Raw genomic sequence first — 20,317 nt, 5'->3', positions numbered from 1 at the left:
AGCGTTTGGCCGCGGTCGGCGAGGCGGTTAACTTCTAATCACTTGTTTTTGCTCAAACTGCCAACTGCGCCTAAGCTAGGTGATGACTCTGAGGGAGCCATTCCCCGAGACCTTATTCCGTGAACATGGAGGAGTTTCGATTTGATGCGTTTATCCACATTGGTGCTGGCGATCGGCATGGCGCTGGGCTCGCAGGCACAGGCAGCAGAAACCCAACCTCACGCCGACCATAGCGCGCTGCCCAGCGGCCAGGCGAAGGAGGCTACCGTGACCGGTGAAGCCAATCAGCACGACAAGCAAAAGACTCAGAATCCGTTCTTCTATCAAAGCCGCCTGCCGTTCCAGGCGCCGCCGTTCAACCTGATCAAGGAAAGCGACTACGCGCCGGCGATTGAAGCGGGCATCAAGCAAAAGCGGGAAGAGGTGGAGAAGATCGCCAACAACCCGGCCAAGCCCAACTTCAAGAATACCTTTGTGGCGCTGGAGCAGGCCGGTTCGCTGCTGACGCGGGTGATGAACGTGTTTGGCGCCATGACCTCGGCCAACACCAGCGACGCGCTGCAGAAGCTGGATGAAGAAACCTCGCCGAAGCTGGCGGCGCTGAACGACGACATCATGCTCAACGGCAAGCTGTTCGCGCGCATCAAGGCCATCTATCAAGATCGCGATGCGCTGAAGCTGGATCCGGAGTCGCGTCGGCTGGTGGAAGTCACCTATAAGAACTTCGAGCTGGCGGGCGCCAACCTGTCGGACGCCGACAAGGCCAAGCTGAAGGCGCTGAACCAGGAAGCGGCGACGCTGAGCACCCAGTTCACCAACAAACTGCTGGCGGCGAGCAAAAACGGCGCGCTGGCGATAACCGACCCGGCGAAGCTGGACGGTCTGTCCGAAGGTGAGCTGGCCGCGGCAGCGCAGGCGGCCGCCGAGCGCAAGCTGGAGAAACAGTGGCTGTTGGTGCTGCAGAACACCACCCAGCAGCCGCTGCTGCAGAGCCTGAAAGATCGCGACACCCGCAAAGCGCTGTTCGACGCCTCCTGGACGCGTGCTGAGAAGGGGGACGGCAACGATACCCGCCAGACCATTTCCCGTCTGGCCAAGGTGCGCGCCGAGCAGGCCAAACTGCTGGGCTACCCGAACTACGCCGCCTGGAAGCTGCAAAACCAGATGGCCAAAACGCCGGATGCCGCGCTGAGCTTTATGCGCAACATCGTGCCGGCGGCCACCGCGCGCGCCGAGCGTGAAGCCAAAGACATTCAGGCGGTGATCGATCAGCAGAAAGGCGACTTCAAGGTGCAGGCCTGGGACTGGCAGTTCTATGCTGAACAGGTGCGCAAGGCCAAGTACGATCTGGACGAATCGCAGATCAAACCTTACTTCGAGCTGAACAACGTGCTGAACAACGGCGTGTTCTACGCCGCCAACCTGCTGTACGGCATCAGCTTCAAAGAACGCAAGGACATTCCGGTCTACCAGCCGGACGTCAAGGTGTATGAAGTGTTCGACAAGGACGGCAAATCGCTGGCGCTGTTCTACACCGACTACTTCAAGCGTGACAACAAGGGCGGCGGCGCCTGGATGAGCAACTTCGTCGATCAGTCTAAGCTCAACGGCACCAAGCCGGTGATCTACAACGTCGCCAACTTCACCAAACCGGCGCCGGGGCAGCCGGCGCTGCTGTCGTATGACGACGTGATCACGATGTTCCACGAGTTCGGCCACGCGCTGCACGGCATGTTCGCCGATCAGGAATACCCGAGCCTGTCGGGCACCAACACCGCGCGCGATTTCGTCGAGTTCCCGTCGCAGTTCAACGAGCACTGGGTCAGCGATCCGAAAGTGTTCAGCCACTTCGCCAAGCACTACCAGACCGGCGAGGCGATGCCGCAGGAACTGGTCGACAAGATCAAGAAGGCCGACAAGTTCAACAAGGGCTACAGCATGACCGAGCTGCTGTCCGCCGCGCTGCTGGACATGCACTGGCACATGCTGACCGCCGATCAGCCGCAGCAGGACGTGGACAAGTTCGAGGCCGAGTCGCTGCAAAAAGACAAGGTGGATCTCAGCTATGTGCCGCCGCGCTACCGTTCCAGCTACTTCCAGCACATCTGGGGTAACGGCTACGCCGCGGGCTACTACGCCTATCTGTGGACGGAAATGCTGGCGGACGACGCCTTCCAGTGGTTCACCGAGCACGGTGGCCTGACCGCCGAAAACGGCCAGCGTTTCCGCGACATGATCCTGTCGCGCGGCAACAGCCAGGATCTGGAGAAGCTGTACATCGACTGGCGCGGCAAAGAGCCGAGCATTGAACCGATGCTGATCAATCGCGGGTTGAAGGACGAGTAAGTTCGGCCACTCCCGATAAGCAAACAAAAGGGCGCGTTATGCGCCCTTCGTCTTTTTGGCGTGGCCGACATTCAGCGGTTCACCACCTTGGCCGGCAGGGCCACCACCAGCAGCGAGCTGAGCAGCAGGCAGCCGGCGAAGGCCCAGAGCGCGCCGCCGCTCTTGCCGGTCAGATCCAGCGCCAGCCCCATCAGCGAATTGCTCACCAGCCCGGCGATGTTGGCCAGCGAACAGGCCAGCGCGAAGCCGGTCGCCGCCGCCGTGCCGCGCAGGAAGGTGGCCGGCAGACTGAAGAACACCGGCACCGCGCCGATGATCGCCGCCTGGGCGATGGAGAACAGCAGCACCGTGGCCAGCGCGTTGTGAGTAAAGAAGGTGCTGCCGGCCATCGCCAACGCGCCGATGATAAACGGCACGATGATATGCCAGCGCCGTTCGCGCAGCCGGTCCGAACTGCTGCCGATCAGCAGCATGCCGAGCAGGGCGGCGACGCTGGGGATCGCCGTCAGATAGCCGATGGTGGTGATGTCGGTGACGCCGGCGGTTTTGATGAAGGTCGGCATCCAAAAGCCCATGGCGTAGGCGCTGAGCAGAATAGCGAAGTCGATGCCGCCGAGCATCCACACCTTCAGGTTGAAGAAGCCGTCGCGGAAGCTGTGCTTGCCGTGAGCGGCCTCGGCGTCGTCGCGCGCCAGATCGTCGGCGATGCGTTGTTTCTCCTCGGGCGTCAGCCACTTGGCCTGCTGATAAGTGTTAGGCAACAGCCAGAAGGTCAACACGCCCAACAGCACGCTGGGAATGCCCTCCAGCAGAAACAGCCACTGCCAGCCGTGCAGCCCGTGGCGCATGTCGAAATGGCCCATGATCCAGCCGGAGAGCGGCCCGCCGATCACGCTGGAGAGCGGCAGGCCGATCATGAACAGTGCGATGATGCGGCCGCGGCGATAGGTCGGGAACCACAGCGTCAGGTAAAAGAGCACGCCGGGCAGGAAACCGGCCTCCGCCACGCCGAGCAAAAAGCGAATGACGTAGAACTGGGTCGGCGTGGTGACGAACATGGTGGCGGTGGACAGCAACCCCCAGGTGATCATGATGCGGGCGATCCACATCTTGGCGCCGACGCGCTGCAGGATCAGGTTGCTCGGCACCTCGAACAGAATATAGCCGACGAAGAACAGCCCGGCGCCCAGACCAAAGGCCGCTTCGCTCAGCTGCAGCGCGTCGGCCATCTGCAGCTTGGCCAGCCCGACGTTGATGCGATCGAGGTAGGCCGCCAGGTAGCACAGGCAAAGAAACGGGATCAGTTTCCAGGTGATTTTGCGGTACAGCAGCAGCGATTCTGCGTCCGCTTTCCCCGCCAGCGGGGTGTCGACAATGGCCATGATGTTGTCTCCAGGTGGTGCGTGTTGGCCTCCGCAGGAGGCGCCTGTTGTGTTTGCGTTGCATGGGCGCCGCCCTGTTTCGGGCGGTCGCGTGAGGCGCTGTCTGCGCCTTCGTTATTGTCGTGGCAGGTGAATCGTTGACTCATAACCGGTTCAGGTAGTCGAGCGCCTCCTGTTTGTGCACCACATCGCCGTATTTGCTGTCGATGTCGAACAGGTTGGCTTCGTGCGGGCCGGGGTGACGATCGCCGACGCACTCGCGCACCACCATGGCGCGAAAGCCGTGCTGCACCGCATCCACCGCGCTGGCGCGGATGCAGCCGCTGGTGGAACAGCCGATCATCAGCAGCGTGTCGATCCCTTGCGCCACCAGCAGCGGCGCCAGCGCGGTGCCGAAGAAGGCGCTGGCGTATTGCTTGCTCAGCACCACCTCATCGGCCAGCGGCGCCACCGGCGGGCAGAACGCCGCCAGCGGGTTGCCCGCCACCATGTCTTTCATCACCGGCGCTTTCTTCACCCACAGGCCGCCATCGGCAAAATGGCCTGCATGATAGCGGATATGGGTGTGGATCACCGGAATTCCCGTTCGGCGCGCGCAGGCCAGCAGCTCGCGGCTTTCCTCGACCGCGCTGACTACGCCCGACGCGAACAGCGGCGCGCCTTCGGTGGTGTAGGCCTGCATAAAGTCGATCGCCAGCAGCGCCGGGCGCCGGCCGAAGCCGATGCGCTGGCCCCAGACGCCGCGATAGTTGTCGCTGAGGGTGTCGTTCATTCTGCCTCCTCAATAAGCGCCGGACAGCAGGGCGCCGGCGCCGGGAACGATCGGTTCCAGCTCCAGCGCGGTCAGCATCGCGTAAGTGGTGGCGATGGCGGCGGTGATCACCGGTTTGCCGGTTTGGGCCTCCACCGTCGGGACGGCCGGCAGCGAAGGCATCTGCACGCAGGCGGACAGCACGATAGCATCGACCTCGCGTAAGTCCATCTCGGCGACGATCCCCGGCAGCCTGGCCGGATCGTGCCGGCCGACGTCGAGGTTGTCCGGGATCTCCAGCGCGCGCCATACCTTGACCTCGATGCCTTCGTGCTGGATGTAGTCCACCACCAGCTGGGTCAGCGGTTTCATGTAGGGCGCCACCAGCGCGATGCGTTTGGCGCCGATCACCTTCAGGCCGTTGACCAGCGCGCCGGCGCTGCTGATGACCGGCGCGGCGGCCTGATTGTCTTTCGTCACCTGCGCCAGCCGGGCCTGCGATTCGCGGTGGTAACCCAGCCCCATCGCCATGATGGCCACCAGGCAGGCGTAGCCGAGCACGTCGACCCGCGCGTCGGACAGCTCCAGCGCGCAGCGATCGGACTCGGCGTCCATCGCCGCCAATTCTTCTTTATTGACGTGTTTCATGCGCATGCGGCTGGAGTGAAAGGTGAAACGCTCCGGGCGTATCAGCTGGCGCGCGCCCAGCATCGCCGGGATCTCGGTTTCCATCGTGGTGTTGGAGCTGGGCACGATCTGGCCGATGCGGTAGTGGTTGCTCATGTCGGTGTTCCTCAGTTAATCCAGAAAATCGCCCAGGGCGCGGAAGAAGCCGTCGAAATCGTCCCACGGGATCATGTGTCCGGCGTTCTCGACCTCGACGATGGCGATCTCCGGCTGCAGCGCGCGGATCTCCGCCCGGTCTTCGGGCTGAATGACGCCGCCTTTGCCCGCGGCCATCAACAGCGTCGGCATGGTCAGCTGCGGGTAGTCGCGGTGGCTGTCCACCTGATGAAAATCGTCGTAGGCGCGTTGGATCGCCGGCTCGTAGCAGGTATGCAGCCACTCGGCGCGCAGCTGGCGCTGTTCTTCGCTCCAGGTTGGGCAAAAGGCGCGCATCTGCTCGGCGCTCATACCCGGCAGCGACTGCCGGATGGAGTCGGCGTACCACGGCCATTGGCCGGGATAGGCGCGGCGGCCGGGGCCGGAAACCGGCGGATCGACCAGCACCAGTCGCCGCACGCCGGCGGGCCGCAAAACGGCGGCGCGCAGGGCGAAGCGGGCACCCATCGAATGGCCGAGCAGGGCGTAACTGTCCAGGTTCAGCGCGGCGGCGAAGGCGCTGACGTCCTGTGCGCAGGTCTCTGCGTCATAAGCCAGTTCCGGGCCGCTGGACGACAAACCGCGGCCGCGCACGTCGAGCACGTAGACGTCGTATTTTTCCCCCAGCCGCTCGGCGACGAAGCCCCAGGTGATCGCCGGGCTGGTGATGCCGGGGACCAGGATCAGCGCCGGGCCGTGGCCGCCGTAGCGCAGATAGTGTTGGCGAATGTCGTTGGCGTGAACGTGGGCGCCGTAGAGGAAGGTGCTCATGCGGCGTTCTCCGATTTCAGCGCTTGCGCATACAGGTCATAGCCGTAAACCCAGGCCGGATCTTCCTGGGTGCGCAGGAAGGTGTTGGCGTTGGACACCGCCTGCACCCTGGATGCGCGCTCCTTGCGGTTGGCTTCATACAGCTGGAAGGCGGTGCGGTAGTCGCTGAGGCCGGTTTCCTGCAGGCAGCGGGTCAGCATGGCGGCGTCTTCGATCGCCATCGCCGCGCCCTGCGCCATGTGCGGTTTCATCGGATGGCAGGCGTCGCCGAGCAGCACCAGACGGCCTTCGCTCCACAGCGGCAGCGGTTTGCGGTTCAGCAATGGCCATTTGGTGACCTGTTCGCTGGATTCGATCAGCGCCTGCACGATCGGGTGGTAGCCGGCGAAGGTCTCGAACATCTCTTCGCGGCTGCTGTCGATGAAGCTGCCCTGGAAATCCCAGGCCGGGTGCGGCACGCCGCTGACGTAGTAATACTCGTCGCGCCGTTGGGTGGTGTAGTAGACCATCAGATGGCGGTCCGCCGACCACCACTTCACGCAGTCTTCGAACGTCAGGTTGTATTTCGCCAGCTTCTCGCCGCGGATCAGCGCGCGGTGGGCCACCCAGCCACTGTAGGTCGGCGCTTCAGCGCCCAGCAGGTGCTCGCGAATGCGCGAGTTGATGCCATCGGCGCCGATCACGATATCGGCGTGGGCCGAGGTGCCGTCGACGAAGTTCAGCACCACCTCGTCACCGCGATCTTCAATCTTGCTCAGGCACTTGCCGAAGTGCAGGGTGCCGGGCTGCAGCGCGGAGAGCTGCAACGCCTGCAAATCGCCGCGGTGCACCGTCACATAGGCGGCGCCGTACTCCCGGCGGGCGAAGGCGCCCAGTTCGATGCGCGACAGGTAGTCGCCGCTTTCGGCGTCGCGGCTGAACCAGAAATCGGGATGAGACGCCATCTGCTCCAACCGTTGCTCAATACCGAGGCGGCGGAAAATCTTCAGCACGTTCGGCCCCATGTGAATGCCGGCGCCGAGGCGCGAGAACGCCGGGCTCTGTTCATACAGATCGACGGTAAAGCCGGCTTTTTGCAGCAGCCCGGCGGCGGCGGCGCCCCCCAGCCCGGCGCCGACGACGGCGATGCGTGGTTGTTTGCTCATCATGTTTCCCCTGTCTGTTGGCTTTTTTCAGCGTAGGCCCAACGCGTGGCTGGACGATCGATTTATAGTGTATGCGCTAGATAACGCAAAGTTGCAAAAGTGTTAAATCAGATCTCGCTCACGCTAATTGACAGCGTGTTACTGTTAAACTCATGTTAATCACAGGATTGATGCGGGATGAAATAGGACTTTCTTATGGTGGATATTCGCAGCTTGCTTTCCTTTGCTTTTTTGACTTAGATAAAATGAGTGTGTTCACTTTAAATTGTTTGAAAAATCACCGCCGCCTTGCGGGCGTCGGTGACCCTTGACGAGACAGGAGACAGGCCATGGCGGTCAATGAAACCCAGTTGGTACAGCTGTTCGAGCAGGTGCTTACGCTGTCGAAGGTCGATGCTTCGCAGAGCGTGGCGATTTTGAAAAGCCATTATTCCGATGCGCGCACGGTGCGCGCCGCGACCGACGCGGCGCTGCGGCTGGGCGCCAGGGTGTATGCCGTCGAACTGCCGGCGTTCAACCATCCGCGAGCGATGGGCAACGACATGACCGCCTATTGCGGCGATACCGCGCTGACCGGCAATCTGGCGGCGCAGCGTGCGCTGGAGGCCGCCGACCTGATCGTCGATACCATGATGCTGCTGCATTCGCCGGAGCAGGAACAGATCCTGAAAACCGGCACCCGCATCCTGCTGGCGGTGGAGCCGCCGGAGGTGCTGGCGCGCATGTTGCCCAACGCGGAGGACAAGGCGCGGGTGCTGGCCGCCGCCGCCGTGCTGGAGCAGGCGAAGCTGATGCAGGTGACCTCTGCCGCCGGCAGCGATTTCCGCGCGCCGCTGGGGCAATACCCGACGGTGACCGAGTACGGCTATGCCGATGAACCGGGGCGCTGGGATCACTGGCCGAGCGGTTTCCTGTTCACCTGGCCGAATGAGGAACAGGCGGAAGGGGTGCTGGTGCTGGAGGTCGGCGATATCTTGCTGCCGTTCAAAAGCTATGCGCGCGAACGCATCACGCTGGAGATCGAACAAGGGTTCGTCACCCGCATTCACGGCGGCTTCGAGGCGGAATACCTGCGCGAATACATGAAATACTTCGACGATCCGGAGGTGTACGGCATCTCGCACATCGGCTGGGGTCTGCAGCCGCGCGCCCAGTGGACGGCGATGGGCCTGCACGACAAGAACGACGGCATGTGCATGGACGCGCGCGCGTTCTGCGGCAACTTCCTGTTCTCCACCGGGCCGAACACCGAAGTGGGCGGCACGCGCAAAACGCCTTGCCATATGGATATCGCGCTGCGCCGCTGCGACATTCGCCTCGACGGGCAAACGGTGGTGGCGGACGGTGAAGTGGTGGCGCCGGAGGCGTCGCGCGTGCGCCGGGCGTAATCGTTGCTGCCAACGGCGGGGGTTTGTACTATTCTCGTGGATTCCATAGATGGTGAGAGTAACGCAATGACGCCCCCCGAATACCCGTCAGCCGTGAGCGGCCAACCCGAAAATTATCATTTTACCGAGCAAGTCGGGCACCTGCTGCGCAAGGTTTATCAGCGCCACGTGGCGATTTTCCAGCAAAACGTCGGCGATTCGCAGCTGACGGCGGTGCAGTTCATCACCCTGTGCGCGGTGCGCGATATGGGGCCGAGCTCGCTGACCGAGCTGGTGCAGGTGACGGCGGTGGATCAGGCCACCATCCGCGGCATCGTCGAGCGGCTGAAGGCGCGCGATCTGATCACGGTGACGCCGGATCCGGTGGATCGGCGCAAGGTGGTGGTCGGCCTGACCGACGCCGGCGGCGCGCTGCTGGCGGAAACGGTGCCGCAGGCGGCGAAAATCACAGAATTGACGTTCGGCACGCTGAACCCGGCCGAACGGATAGCGCTGATATTTCTGCTGAATAAAATGCTGGAAGACCCTGCCACCGGCTGATTCGCCCGCGTAACGTCGGTTGCCTGGTGGTCGGTGGCGAGAGGCCAGCCCATAAGACCATCAAGTGCAGGCGGAGACGCAAACAATGGCGATATCTGAAGTGCAATCGCCCAGGGACGGCGCGAAAACCACGCTGACGGAGCATCCGCTGATGCTGTCGGTGAACGGCGAACAGCTTCATGCGCAGGTGATGGCGGATACGCCGCTCTTGCTGGTACTGCGCAACGATCTGGCGCTCAACGGCCCAAAATACGGCTGCGGCCTGGGCGAATGCGGCGCGTGCACCGTGCTGATCGACGGCGTGGCGGCGCGCTCCTGCGTGATCCCGGCCCTCGGCGTGTCCGGCCGGGCGATCGTGACCCTGGAAGGTCTCGGCACTCGCCAGCGCCCGCATCCGGTGCAGCGCGCCTTTATCGAAGAGCAGGCGGCGCAATGCGGCTACTGTCTCAATGGCATGATCATGACCACCAAAGCCCTGTTGGATCGCAATCCCGCCCCGAGTGAGGCGGAGATCCGTCAGGCGCTGTCCGGCAATCTGTGCCGCTGCGGCACCCATCTTGAAATCTTGCGTGCGGTTCAGCGCGCCATCATTCTCTGCCGCGATGAGGACGCCCACGATCATGACTGATTCCCGTACCCCATCGCCGAGCCAGGCCGACTTGCTGCAGCGCGACGGCGTGCTGCTGATCGTCGACAGCGTGCAACCGCCGCCGGGGCTGGTGCCCAAGGGGCAAACGCCGGTGCTGAAGCCCAAAGAGCAGGGGCTGTTTATCGCCCTGTGCGGCAGCGGCGAAATCTATGCCTTTAACGGCCATGTCGATCTCGGCACCGGCGTGCGCACCGCGCTCGGGCAGATCGTCGCCGAAGAGCTGTACCTGCGCATGGATCAGGTGCAAATGGTGTTGGGTGATACCGAACGTGCGCCGAATCAGGGCGCCACCATCGCCAGCGCCACGCTGCAGATCTCCGCCGTGCCGCTGCGCAACGCCGCCGCCGAGGCGCGCCGTTGGCTGTTGCGCCAGGCGGCGCAGCGCTTCGATGCGCCGGTGGAACAGCTGACGCTGGAAGAGGGCGTGATCCGCAGCCCGCAGGGGCAGGCGCTCAGCTACGCCGAGCTGGTGGCCGGCGACCATGTCGAACTGCCGATTTCCGGCGACGCGCCGCTGAAACCGCAGGCGGAATATCGCCTGGTGGGCACCAGCGCCGCGCGCGTCGATATTCCGGCCAAGGCGACCGGCGAAACCACCTACGTACACGATATGCGCCTGCCGAACATGCTGCATGGCCGGGTAGTGCGGCCGCCCTATGCCGGGTACGACAGCGGCGAATTCGTCGGCACCAGTCTGCTGGCGGTGGACGAAACCTCGATCGCGCATATTCCCGGCATCGTCAAACTGGTGGTGATCGGCGATTTCATCGGCATTGTCGCCGAGCGTGAAGAGCAGGCGATTAAGGCGGCGCAGGCGCTGCAGGTCAGCTGGAAAGACTGGCGCCGCAATTTGCCGCAGATGACCGACGTGGCGCAGGCGCTGCGCGACAACCCGCATTCGACCCGGGTGGTGCACGATACCGGCGACGTGGACGCGGCGCTGGCGGCGGCTGACAGGCGTTTCACCCGCAGCTACCTGTGGCCGTATCAGCTTCATGCCTCTATTGGCCCTTCCTGCGCGCTGGCGGACTACCGACCGGAGCGTCTGCAGGTCTGGTCAGGCAGCCAGAACCCGCACCTGCTGCGCGCCGATCTGGCCTGGCTGCTGGAGTACCCGGAAGCGCAGATCGAGATCGTTCGCATGGAGGCGGCCGGCTGCTATGGCCGCAATTGCGCCGATGACGTCTGCGCCGACGCGGCGCTGCTGTCGCGCGCGGTGGGCCGGCCAGTGCGGGTGCAACTGACCCGCGAGCAAGAGCATGTGTGGGAACCGAAGGGCACGGCGCAGTTGATGGAGGTGGACGGCGGGCTGGACGCCGCCGGGCACCCGGTCGCCTACGATTTTCGCACCTATTATCCTTCCAACGGCGCGCCGACGCTGGCGCTGTTGCTGACCGGCCGGGTCGAGCCGCTGCCGGTGGCCTATGAAATGGGCGACCGCACCTCGGTGCCGCCATACGAATATCCGTCGCTGCGCGTCAGCATCGAGGACATGGCGCCGATCGTGCGCGCCTCCTGGATGCGCGGCGTTTCCGCCTTGCCCAACACCTTCGCCCACGAGTCTTATATCGATGAGCTGGCCCACGCCGCCGGCGTCGATCCGCTGGAGTATCGGCTGCGCTACATCCATGATGAACGCGCCAGTGAACTGATGCGCAGCACCGCAGAACGCGCCGGCTGGACGCCGCATACTGAACCGATGCAGACCCCGGCGGAAGACGGCGTGCTGCGCGGGCGCGGCTTTGCCTACGCCCGTTACATCCACAGCAAGTTTCCCGGCTTTGGCGCGGCCTGGGCCGCCTGGGTGGCCGACGTGGCGATCGACAAAGCCAGCGGCGAAGTGGCGGTAACGCGCATCGTGGTCGGCCACGACGCGGGCATGATGGTCAACCCGGACGGCGTGCGCCACCAAATTCACGGCAACGTATTGCAATCGACCAGCCGGGTATTGAAAGAGCGCGTGACCTTTGAGGAATCGACGGTCTCCGCCAAAGAGTGGGGGGCTTACCCGATCCTGACCTTCCCGGAGGTGCCGGAGGTGGACGTGGTGATGATGCCGCGCCCTTACGATCCGCCGCTGGGCGCCGTGCTGGGCATCGCCGGCAGCGCCTTGCCGTGGCGGGCGGAGATCGCGCCGGTGGCGACGCCCGGCGCCGGCACCTGGTCGGCCGCCACGCTGGAGCGCGGTCGTCAATTGGCCGTCGCCGGAGACTGCGCGGTTTGCCATACCGCGTCGGAAGGGGCGACCAACGCCGGCGGGTTGGCGATGGCGACGCCGTTCGGCACGCTCTACAGCACCAACATTACCCCGGACGTGGCAACCGGCATCGGCAACTGGTCGTTTACCGCATTCGATCGGGCGATGCGTCAGGGCATCGCCCGCGACGGCCGCCACCTCTATCCGGCATTTCCTTACACGGCATTCAGTAAAATGACCGACGGCGACATGCAGGCGCTGTACGCTTATCTGATGTCGCAACCGGCGGTGCGCCAGAGCAATCCGGCCAATCAGATGCGCTTCCCGTTTAACCTGCGGCCGCTGATGGCGGGCTGGAACGCGCTGTTCCTGCGCCAGGGGGAATATCAACCCGATCCGCAACAAAGCGCGCAGTGGAATCGCGGCGCCTATCTGGTCAACGGGCTCGGTCACTGCGCCGCCTGCCATTCGCCGCGCAATCTGCTGGGGGCGGAAAAGGGCGGCGCGGCTTTCCTGGCGGGGGGGATGGTGGACGGGTGGGAAGCGCCGGCGCTGAATCAATTGGCCAACGCGGACAAACCCTGGACCGAGGAACAGCTGTTTCAGTATTTCCGCAGCGGGCATTCCGCCGAGCACGGCGTGGCGGCCGGGCCGATGGGGCCGGTGGTGAGCGAGCTGGCGACGTTGCCGCAGAGCGATCTGCGGGCGATGGCCAATTATGTGATGTCGCTGAGCGCCAAGTCGACGCTGAACGTGGAACCGCAGGCGCAGTTGGCGGCTCGCGCATTGCCGGCGGTGGGGCAACTTGCCGGTGAGCGGTTGTTTCAGGGCGCTTGCCAGGCCTGCCACAGCGCCGCCGCCGGCGGGCCGCAGCTGTTCGGCGTCAGCCCGGATCTGGCCAACAACACCAACATCTTCAGCGATCGCCCCGATAACCTGATCAAGGTGATCCTGCAAGGGATCCCCAAACCGGCCACCGCCGAATTGGGCTTTATGCCGGGCTTTAAGGACAGTTTTTCCGATCGGCAGGTAACAGCGCTGGTGAATTATTTACGCCAACGCTATGCCGGCGACAAACCGGCCTGGCGCGACGTGGAGGCGCAGGTGGCGAGGCTGCGCGCAGAGCCGGGCACGCACTGAGCCGCCTCAGGCATGGCGCAGGAACGTCACCAGCCGCTGCGCCGGCAGCGGCAACTGCGCCGGGTCACGCACCGCGATCGACAGGCGCCGGGTCGCCCAATCGTCCGTCAGCGGCAGTGCGCTGTGCCGAATTTCCGGCTGGCGTTGTGCGCTCTCTTCCGGCACCACCGCCAGCCCGGCGCCGCGCAGCACCATGCGGCAGATGGCGTCGAAATGAGCGGCACGCGCCCGCAATCGCATCGGGCCGCCGCTGCGTATCGCCAATTGCTCAAGATGTTGTTGCAGCGCGCTCTCTTCCGGCAGGCCGATGAAATCAAAAGGCAGGGCGTCCGCAAAGCTGACCTGCCGGCGGCCGCTGAGCGCATGCCCCGGCGGCAGTGCCAGCACCAGACGATCCTGGCGAAAAGGGTAACTTGTCAGCCCGCGCAGATCGGCGTGGTCCGCGACGATGCCGATATCCGCCGCCCGTTCGGCGATCGCCTGGGCGATGGCCGGGCTGGGCAGCTCTTCCAGCGCGATATCGGTGTGCGGGTGCAGCATCAGAAAATCCGCCAACAGCTCCGGCAAAAAGGCGTCGGCGGCGACGGTATTGGCGACGATGCGCAGCTGGCTGCGCTGGCCCGGCGCGAACTCGGCCATATCACCGCGCAGCCGGTCGCGCTGCTGCAATAGCACTCGCGCGTGATGCAACAGGCGCTCACCGGCGGGCGTCGCCTGGACGCCGCGCGGATTGCGCGTCAGCAGCGCTACGCCGGCCTGTTGCTCCAGCCCGCGCATGCGGGCGCTGGCGGCGGCCAGCGACAGCCCGACGCGCTCGGCGCCGGCGGTGATGCTGCCGGTCTCGAGCACTGCCGCCAACAGCCGCAGATCGATAAAGTCAAAATGCATGCGTTTTCCCTCTGTCTTTGCCGCAGGCAGGCTCTGTCATTGCCGCATTGTGCCGCGGCGCGGCGCTGGCCACAATCGAGCCGTTGATTCGCCATAAGGATAGACGCATGTCGCTGACGTTACTCGAAATTGTCGCCCTGACGGGCATTTTTACGCTGGCCGGCACGGTCAAAGGGGCGATCGGTCTGGGGTTGCCGACGGTGTCGATGGGGTTGCTCAGCCTGATGATGCCGCCGGGACAGGCCGCCGCGCTGCTGCTGTTGCCCTCGCTGATCACCAACCTGTGGCAACTGCTGTGCGGACCGCGGTTGGGGGCGCTGTGGCGGCGGCTCTGGCCGATGATGCTGTGCGTCACGCTGGGCACATTGTTGAGCGCGGGGGCGCTCACTGCCGGCGACGGCCGCCTGGCGCCGCTGGCGCTGGGCATGTGTCTGATCGGCTATGCCCTGTTGGGATTCACCCGTTTCGACTGGCGCATTTCCGCCGAGGCAGAGCCTTGGCTGGGGCCGCTGTGCGGCCTGGTGACCGGTACGCTGACCGGCGCCACCGGGGTGTTCGTCATTCCGGCGGTGCCTTACCTGAATGCGTTGGGCCTGGCGCGCGATGAGCTGGTGCAGGCGCTGGGGCTGTCGTTCACCGTCTCGACGCTGGCGCTGGCCGCAGGGTTGGCCTGGCATCAGGCGTTGCCCGGCACGCTGCTCGGCGTTTCCTTGCTGTCGCTGTTGCCGGCGTTGGCCGGCATGTGGCTGGGCGGGATCGTGCGCCGTCATTGTCGCCCGCAGCTGTTTCGCCGCCTTTTCTTTATTGGGTTATTAATCTTGGGCGTTGAGATTGTTTGGCGATTCAGTTAATTGAATCGATAGTGCCTACGTGTAATTAGGTTCGGTATATTATTCTGGGTTTTATTTTAATATGATGGTTTTCAATGTTTAAAATATAATTTTCTTATTGGATTTTTTATGAAATACAGAGTGGTTATGGATTGTCATTAGTGTGTTTTACTTTTTCAACTATAACCCTTTTTAAATGGGATAACCCCAGTAAACCCATAGGAGAGTATTTATGAAGGAAATTTTAAGCAGCCAATTCAATGCGGTGTCGGGTGGATGGCTGGATCGCGATGGGAGTGGAAAAAGAGCGTCTGATAACGGAGATGGGGTATATGATTAATAAATATGTTGTTTTTATAAAGAGTGATGAATCAAAAGTGCTAGAAAAGGAAGTGGTTACACGAGAAACCATTAAGAATATGAAGCGGAAGGGATTCAGAAAGCATCATATCGAAGTAGAGGCTGATAACGAAAGCGATGCCATTAAAAAAATAAATAAGAACAGCAATGATTATTTGGATTCATTGAGATGTTTTTCCGGTGATTTATTGTTCTGTTCTATTTGTGTTATTGTTATGACGATAGTCTATTTTACCACGATGAAAATGAGTTAGAAGTAGATGCAGTTGGATTAAAAAAATAAAACGGCTTTTAGAACTGAATCTCTCTGATTTTCCTCTGGATATGATACTGCCATAGGGTGAAAAATACGTTCATGAAAATTTATTGGTGCTAGGATCACTCAGAAGATTTAAAGGTGTTTATTTTAATAGTTTCATATCCTCTCACCAAAATTAACTGACCTTCTGCTTGTTTTATTGTCAATACAATAGCCTGTGAATTTGAATGTTAGCTATCAATAAGGGACGCTGATCATGTTTCGCCAGGAAGCGATCGATAATCAGAAAATGAAATGGCGTGGCCGGGCGCTCCTCCTTCCCGGCATTCCCTTTTGGCTCACGGCGGGGCTGTGCCTGTTTTTCCTCATTGCTTTTCTCACCTTCACCATCGCCGGCACCTATACCCGGCGGGTCAACGTGACCGGTGAGATCAGCACCTATCCCCGCGCCGCGAACGTTTACTCCACGGTTCAAGGGGTAGTGGTCAAACAATTTGTCACCGAAGGGCAGGTGATTGCCGTTGGTGCCCCGATTTACCAGATCGACGTCAGCAAGAGTACCCGTAGCGGTGTGCTCAGCGACAACCAACGCCGGGATATCGATGGCCAACTGGCGCGCATTGCGCAAATCATTAACCGACTGGAAAGCAGCAAGCAGGCCACGCTTATCATGCTGGAACAACAGAAGGCGCAATACACCGCGGCATTCACCCGCTCCACCGATATCCTCAAACGCGCCCAGGAAGGGATACGCATCATGAAGGAAAACATGGAGAACTACCGGCACTATCAGACCCAGGGGCTGATCAATAAGGATCAGCTCACCAATCAGGTGGCGCTGTATTACCAGCAGCAGAACAACCTGCTGGGCCTGTCCGGCCAGAACGAACAGAATGCGTTGCAGATCACCGCGCTGGAGAGCCAGATCCATACCCAGGCCGCCGAATTCGACAACCAGATCTACCAGATGGAGCTGCAGCGCTACGAGCTGCAAAAGGAGCGGCAAAACATAGATGCCACTGGCGATATTATCGTTCGCGCGCTGGCCGGAGGCCGTATCGATTCGCTGAGCGTCACGGTTGGCCAGATGGTCAACGTCGGCGACAGTCTGCTGCAGATTATCCCGCAAAACATCGATCGCTATGCCCTGGTGCTCTGGGTGCCCAACGACGCCATCCCCTACATCGCCGCCGGCGATAAGGTCAATGTGCGCTATGACGCCTTTCCGGCGGAGAAATTTGGTCAGTTCGCCGGCACAGTGTCCGTCATCTCCAAAGCCCCGGCTTCGCCGCAGGAAATGCTGACCTACCAGGGAGCGCCCAAAGCGGCGCTGACCGCCTCCGGGCCGTACTACAAGGTGATCGTCATGCCGGAGAAACAGGCCATTGCCTATGACGGTAAACGCCTCAGCCTGGAAAACGGCATGAAAGCGCAAAGCACTCTGTTTCTGGAAAAAAGGAAGATGTATCAATGGATGCTGTCGCCGTTCTACGACATGAAACACAGCGCGACGGGGCCAGTCAATGAGTAGGACCACATTCAAACAACGGGTCAGCCAACTGGATCTGCGGTTGCGCCACCGGGTTTCGATGGTGCACCAGACCGAGTCGTCGGAATGCGGGCTGGCCTGTCTGGCGATGATTTGCGGTTATTACGGCAAAAACATCGACCTGATCGCGCTGCGCCGGCAGTTCAACCTGTCATCCCGCGGTGCAACGCTGGTTGGACTGACCGGTATCGCCGAGCAATTGGGGTTGAGCACCCGTCCCCTGTCTCTGGATCTGGACGAACTCGGCGCGCTAAAACTGCCCTGCATTCTGCACTGGGAATTCAACCATTTCGTGGTGCTGGTCAGCGTCAAAGGCCACCGCGCCGTGCTGCACGATCCGGCGCGCGGGCGCCGGATCGTCAGCCTGACGGAACTGTCGCACAGTTTCACCGGCGTAGCGCTTGAGGCCTGGCCCGGCAGCGAATTCACCGCCGACAGCGTCCGCCATCGCATTCATCTTCGCACGCTGATCGGCAGCGTGCATGGCCTCAAGCGGGCGCTCGGCAAAATCTTTTGCCTGTCTCTGGTATTCGAAACCATCAACCTGGTGATGCCCATCGGCACGCAACTGGTGATGGATCACGCTATTCCTGCCGGAGATCGCGGGTTACTGTCGCTCATCTGCGCCGGATTGATGCTGTTTATCTTGTTGCGGGCTGCCATCGGCATGGTGCGGGCATGGTCAGGATTGGTCATGGCGACGCTTATCAACGTGCAGTGGCAGTCCGGGTTGTTCACCCATCTGCTGCGCCTGCCACTCGGTTACTTTGAACGGCGTAAGCTGGGTGACATTCAATCACGCTTCGGTTCGCTGGATACGCTGCGCAGCACTTTCACCACCAGTATCGTCGGCGCCATCATGGACGGCATCATGGTGATCGGTGTGTTGGTGATGATGGTGCTGTATGGCGGCTGGCTGACCTGGGTAGTGCTCAGTTTCACCGCGCTTTATGTGTTGATGCGGCTGCTGACCTATGGATATTACCGTCAGCTGTCCGGGGAGGCGCTGGTGAGAGAGGCGCGGGCCGGCTCGTATTTTATGGAAACGCTGTACGGTATCGCTACCGTCAAGATGCAGGGTATGGCAGAACGCCGCATCGCCCACTGGCTAAACCTTGAAATTGACACTATCAACACGGGTATCCGCGTCACCAGGATGGACATGCTGTTTGGCGGGATCAACACCTTTATAGCGGCGTGCGACCAGATCGTCATTCTGTGGTTGGGAACCAGCCTGGTGATCGATAACCAGATGACCCTCGGCATGTTCGTGGCGTTCGGCGCCTTTCGGGGCCAGTTCTCCGACCGCATCGGGTCGCTGACGGAATTTTTGCTGCAGTTGCGCATGATGAGCCTGCATAACGAGCGCATCGCTGATATCGCCCTGCATCCGCGGGAGGCGCGTAAACCCGATCACCCATACACGGCGGGCCTGCAACCTTTGGGATTGACGACCCATGCCCTGAGCTATCGTTACGACAGCCAGTCACCGGCTATTTTTGATGGCCTGGACATCAGCGTTGCGCCAGGCGAAAGCGTGGCCATTGTGGGCCCGTCCGGTGCCGGCAAAACCACGTTGATGAAGCTGTTGTGCGGACTGTTTACCCCGGATTCAGGGCGGGTTGAGGTGAACGGCGTCGATATCCGGCAGCTCGGCATCAACAACTACCACAAAATGATTGCCTGCGTGATGCAGGACGACAAACTGTTCTCCGGCTCGATCCGGGAAAATATTTGCGGGTTTGCGGACGAGGTGGACGATGCCTGGATGCAAGCCTGTGCCCGTGCCAGCTATCTGCATGACGTGATTTTACGCATGCCTATGGGATATGAAACACTGATTGGCGAGTTGGGGGAAGGATTGTCCGGCGGGCAAAAACAACGGCTATTCATAGCCCGGGCAATCTACAAAAAACCGGCTATTTTGTTCCTGGACGAGGCCACCAGCGCGCTGGATAAGGAGAGCGAAGCTGTGGTGAATCAGGCCATCAAGAGACTCAATATCACTAAGCTGATCATTGCCCACCGTGAAACGACCATTGCGTCGGCAGATCGGGTTATACATTTGGGATAAGGGGGGTATCACCCGCGGCACCGGCCATTTTCACTGTTCCCCCCTAAAAACCCAATAAATGGCGATGGGGCAAGGCTATTTTTGCTGCTCGCTTCGGCTTTCAATTTACGGCGCGGCGCATTGCGCGATATTCTGGTTTTCTGATGGGCTGACGGCGGATGAGGGAACCATGACAGACAGCCAGGCGTTTGAACAACAAAGCCTCGACAATCTGCTGAGCTATTGGCGGCGCCATCGCCGCCTGCCGGGCGCGCGCTATCCGGCCGGCCCGACCGACACCCTGTGCGACGTGCCGGGCGTCAGCGTCGGGCATCACACGCTGGCCGACGGCGAATGCCAGACCGGCGTTACCGCCATCGTGCCGCCGGGCGATCTGTTTAACCAGCCGCTGCCGTGTGGCAGCGCGGTGCTCAACGGCTTCGCCAAGCCGCTGGGGCTGGTGCAGCTGAATGAGCTGGGGGTGCTGCAAACGCCGATCCTGCTGAGCAATACCTTCGCGGTCGGCACGCTGTTCAACGCCATGGTGCGGCGCAGCTGTCTGCGTTACCCGCAGATCGGCCGCGGCAGCGCCACCATCAACCCGCTGGTGCTGGAGTGCAACGACGGCTACCTCAACGATATTCAGGCGATGGCGGTGCGTGAGGAGCACGTCTTCAGCGCGCTGGATAACCATTCCACCCGCTTTGCGCGCGGCAGCGTCGGCGCCGGGCGCGGCATGAGCAGCTTCGGCTTGAAAGGGGGCATCGGCACCGCCTCGCGCTATTGCCCTGGGCTCGGCACCACGCTCGGCGTGCTGGTGCTGGCCAACTTCGGCACCCTCGACTCGCTGACGCTGAGCGGCGTGCGCGTTGGCCAGGCGCTGGGCAAACTGTTGGCGGATCCGCCGCCGCAGGTGGACGCCGGTTCGGTCATTATCATCATCGCCTGCGATCGGGCGCTGGACAGCCGCCAGCTGAACCGCATCGCCCGCCGCGCGGGCGCCGGTTTGGGGCGGGTGGGCAGCCATTGGGGGCACGGCTCCGGCGATATCGCGCTGGCGTTTTCCACCCGGTTGCTGGGGGCGACGTTGCCGGACGAGCGGCTGGAGCCGCTGTTTGCGGCCGCCGCGGACGCCACCGAATACGCGGTGTTGGATGCCTTGCTGAGCGCGGAAGGCGTCAGCGGTTTCCAGCAGCACGATCGTATGGCGTTGGGCCCGCTGCTCGATCGGCTGGCGGTAAATTAAA

Annotated in this window: 16 protein-coding genes; 10 read left to right on the top strand and 6 right to left on the bottom strand. The window is 62.0% G+C overall.

Features of this window, described 5'->3' with window-relative positions:
• Positions 1-144: 144 nt before the first annotated feature.
• A complete protein-coding gene (dcp, locus tag ACMGGK_RS11900) occupies positions 145-2,346 on the top strand; it encodes a peptidyl-dipeptidase Dcp (protein WP_028128196.1) in 2,202 nt (733 codons plus the stop codon).
• A gap of 71 nt (positions 2,347-2,417) precedes the next feature.
• On the opposite strand, the gene ACMGGK_RS11895 is transcribed toward dcp, so the two are convergent.
• From ACMGGK_RS11895 to ACMGGK_RS11875, 5 genes are all read right to left on the bottom strand, one after another.
• Entirely contained in the window at positions 2,418-3,728 is a 1,311-nt protein-coding gene (locus tag ACMGGK_RS11895) for an MFS transporter (RefSeq protein ID WP_147882018.1), read from the bottom strand.
• A 142-nt stretch (positions 3,729-3,870) separates the two neighbouring features.
• Complete coding sequence (locus ACMGGK_RS11890) at positions 3,871-4,500, bottom strand: N-carbamoylsarcosine amidohydrolase (protein ID WP_049298973.1); 630 nt, start codon at positions 4,498-4,500, stop codon at positions 3,871-3,873.
• Positions 4,501-4,509: 9 nt separating this feature from the next.
• Positions 4,510-5,262: an Asp/Glu racemase gene (locus ACMGGK_RS11885; RefSeq protein ID WP_016927838.1), complete on the bottom strand. Its 753-nt coding sequence runs from the start codon at positions 5,260-5,262 to the stop codon at positions 4,510-4,512.
• 15 nt (positions 5,263-5,277) lie between these two features.
• The gene (locus ACMGGK_RS11880; RefSeq protein ID WP_049298976.1) at positions 5,278-6,072 is read right to left on the bottom strand and encodes an alpha/beta hydrolase; all 795 of its coding nucleotides are present in this window, start codon (positions 6,070-6,072) and stop codon (positions 5,278-5,280) included.
• Positions 6,069-7,220: an FAD-dependent monooxygenase gene (locus ACMGGK_RS11875; protein WP_033634195.1), complete on the bottom strand. Its 1,152-nt coding sequence runs from the start codon at positions 7,218-7,220 to the stop codon at positions 6,069-6,071. Before ACMGGK_RS11875 ends, ACMGGK_RS11880 begins: the two co-directional genes overlap by 4 nt.
• Before the next feature lie 326 nt (positions 7,221-7,546).
• On the opposite strand from ACMGGK_RS11875, the gene ACMGGK_RS11870 reads away from it, so the two are divergent.
• From ACMGGK_RS11870 to ACMGGK_RS11855, 4 genes are all read left to right on the top strand, one after another.
• On the top strand, positions 7,547-8,605 hold the full coding sequence (locus ACMGGK_RS11870; protein WP_049298978.1) for a 2,5-dihydroxypyridine 5,6-dioxygenase: 1,059 nt from the start codon (positions 7,547-7,549) through the stop codon (positions 8,603-8,605).
• A gap of 66 nt (positions 8,606-8,671) precedes the next feature.
• On the top strand, positions 8,672-9,145 hold the full coding sequence (locus ACMGGK_RS11865; protein WP_004938613.1) for a MarR family winged helix-turn-helix transcriptional regulator: 474 nt from the start codon (positions 8,672-8,674) through the stop codon (positions 9,143-9,145).
• A gap of 85 nt (positions 9,146-9,230) precedes the next feature.
• Positions 9,231-9,773, top strand: a complete 543-nt coding sequence (locus ACMGGK_RS11860) for a (2Fe-2S)-binding protein (RefSeq protein ID WP_049298981.1) — start codon at positions 9,231-9,233, stop codon at positions 9,771-9,773.
• A complete protein-coding gene (locus tag ACMGGK_RS11855) occupies positions 9,766-13,131 on the top strand; it encodes a molybdopterin cofactor-binding domain-containing protein (protein ID WP_420276921.1) in 3,366 nt (1,121 codons plus the stop codon). The genes ACMGGK_RS11860 and ACMGGK_RS11855 overlap by 8 nt, the downstream gene beginning before the upstream one ends.
• A gap of 6 nt (positions 13,132-13,137) precedes the next feature.
• On the opposite strand, the gene ACMGGK_RS11850 is transcribed toward ACMGGK_RS11855, so the two are convergent.
• On the bottom strand, positions 13,138-14,019 hold the full coding sequence (locus ACMGGK_RS11850; RefSeq protein ID WP_420276920.1) for a LysR substrate-binding domain-containing protein: 882 nt from the start codon (positions 14,017-14,019) through the stop codon (positions 13,138-13,140).
• A 107-nt stretch (positions 14,020-14,126) separates the two neighbouring features.
• Here ACMGGK_RS11850 and ACMGGK_RS11845 point away from each other — a divergent pair, with 107 nt between their 5' ends.
• The 5 genes from ACMGGK_RS11845 to ACMGGK_RS11825 all read left to right on the top strand — a co-directional run bounded on the left by ACMGGK_RS11845 (position 14,127) and on the right by ACMGGK_RS11825 (position 20,316).
• Positions 14,127-14,870, top strand: a complete 744-nt coding sequence (locus tag ACMGGK_RS11845) for a sulfite exporter TauE/SafE family protein (protein WP_151254798.1) — start codon at positions 14,127-14,129, stop codon at positions 14,868-14,870.
• A 302-nt stretch (positions 14,871-15,172) separates the two neighbouring features.
• Positions 15,173-15,463, top strand: a complete 291-nt coding sequence (locus tag ACMGGK_RS11840) for a hypothetical protein (RefSeq protein ID WP_420277448.1) — start codon at positions 15,173-15,175, stop codon at positions 15,461-15,463.
• Positions 15,464-15,724: 261 nt separating this feature from the next.
• Complete coding sequence (locus tag ACMGGK_RS11835; protein WP_420276919.1) at positions 15,725-16,999, top strand: HlyD family secretion protein; 1,275 nt, start codon at positions 15,725-15,727, stop codon at positions 16,997-16,999.
• Positions 16,992-19,091 (top strand): peptidase domain-containing ABC transporter, encoded by a 2,100-nt coding sequence (locus ACMGGK_RS11830; RefSeq protein WP_420276918.1) that lies wholly within the window; start codon positions 16,992-16,994, stop codon positions 19,089-19,091. The genes ACMGGK_RS11835 and ACMGGK_RS11830 overlap by 8 nt, the downstream gene beginning before the upstream one ends.
• Positions 19,092-19,260: 169 nt before the next feature.
• The gene (locus ACMGGK_RS11825; RefSeq protein WP_420276917.1) at positions 19,261-20,316 is read left to right on the top strand and encodes a P1 family peptidase; all 1,056 of its coding nucleotides are present in this window, start codon (positions 19,261-19,263) and stop codon (positions 20,314-20,316) included.
• Position 20,317: the final 1 nt, after the last annotated feature.

This window comes from Serratia sp. BNK-33-b, from assembly GCF_048684565.1.
Lineage (GTDB): Bacteria > Pseudomonadota > Gammaproteobacteria > Enterobacterales > Enterobacteriaceae > Serratia > Serratia marcescens.
Note: the sequence above shows the minus strand (reverse complement) of the source record. Positions and strands in the feature narration are given on the sequence as shown.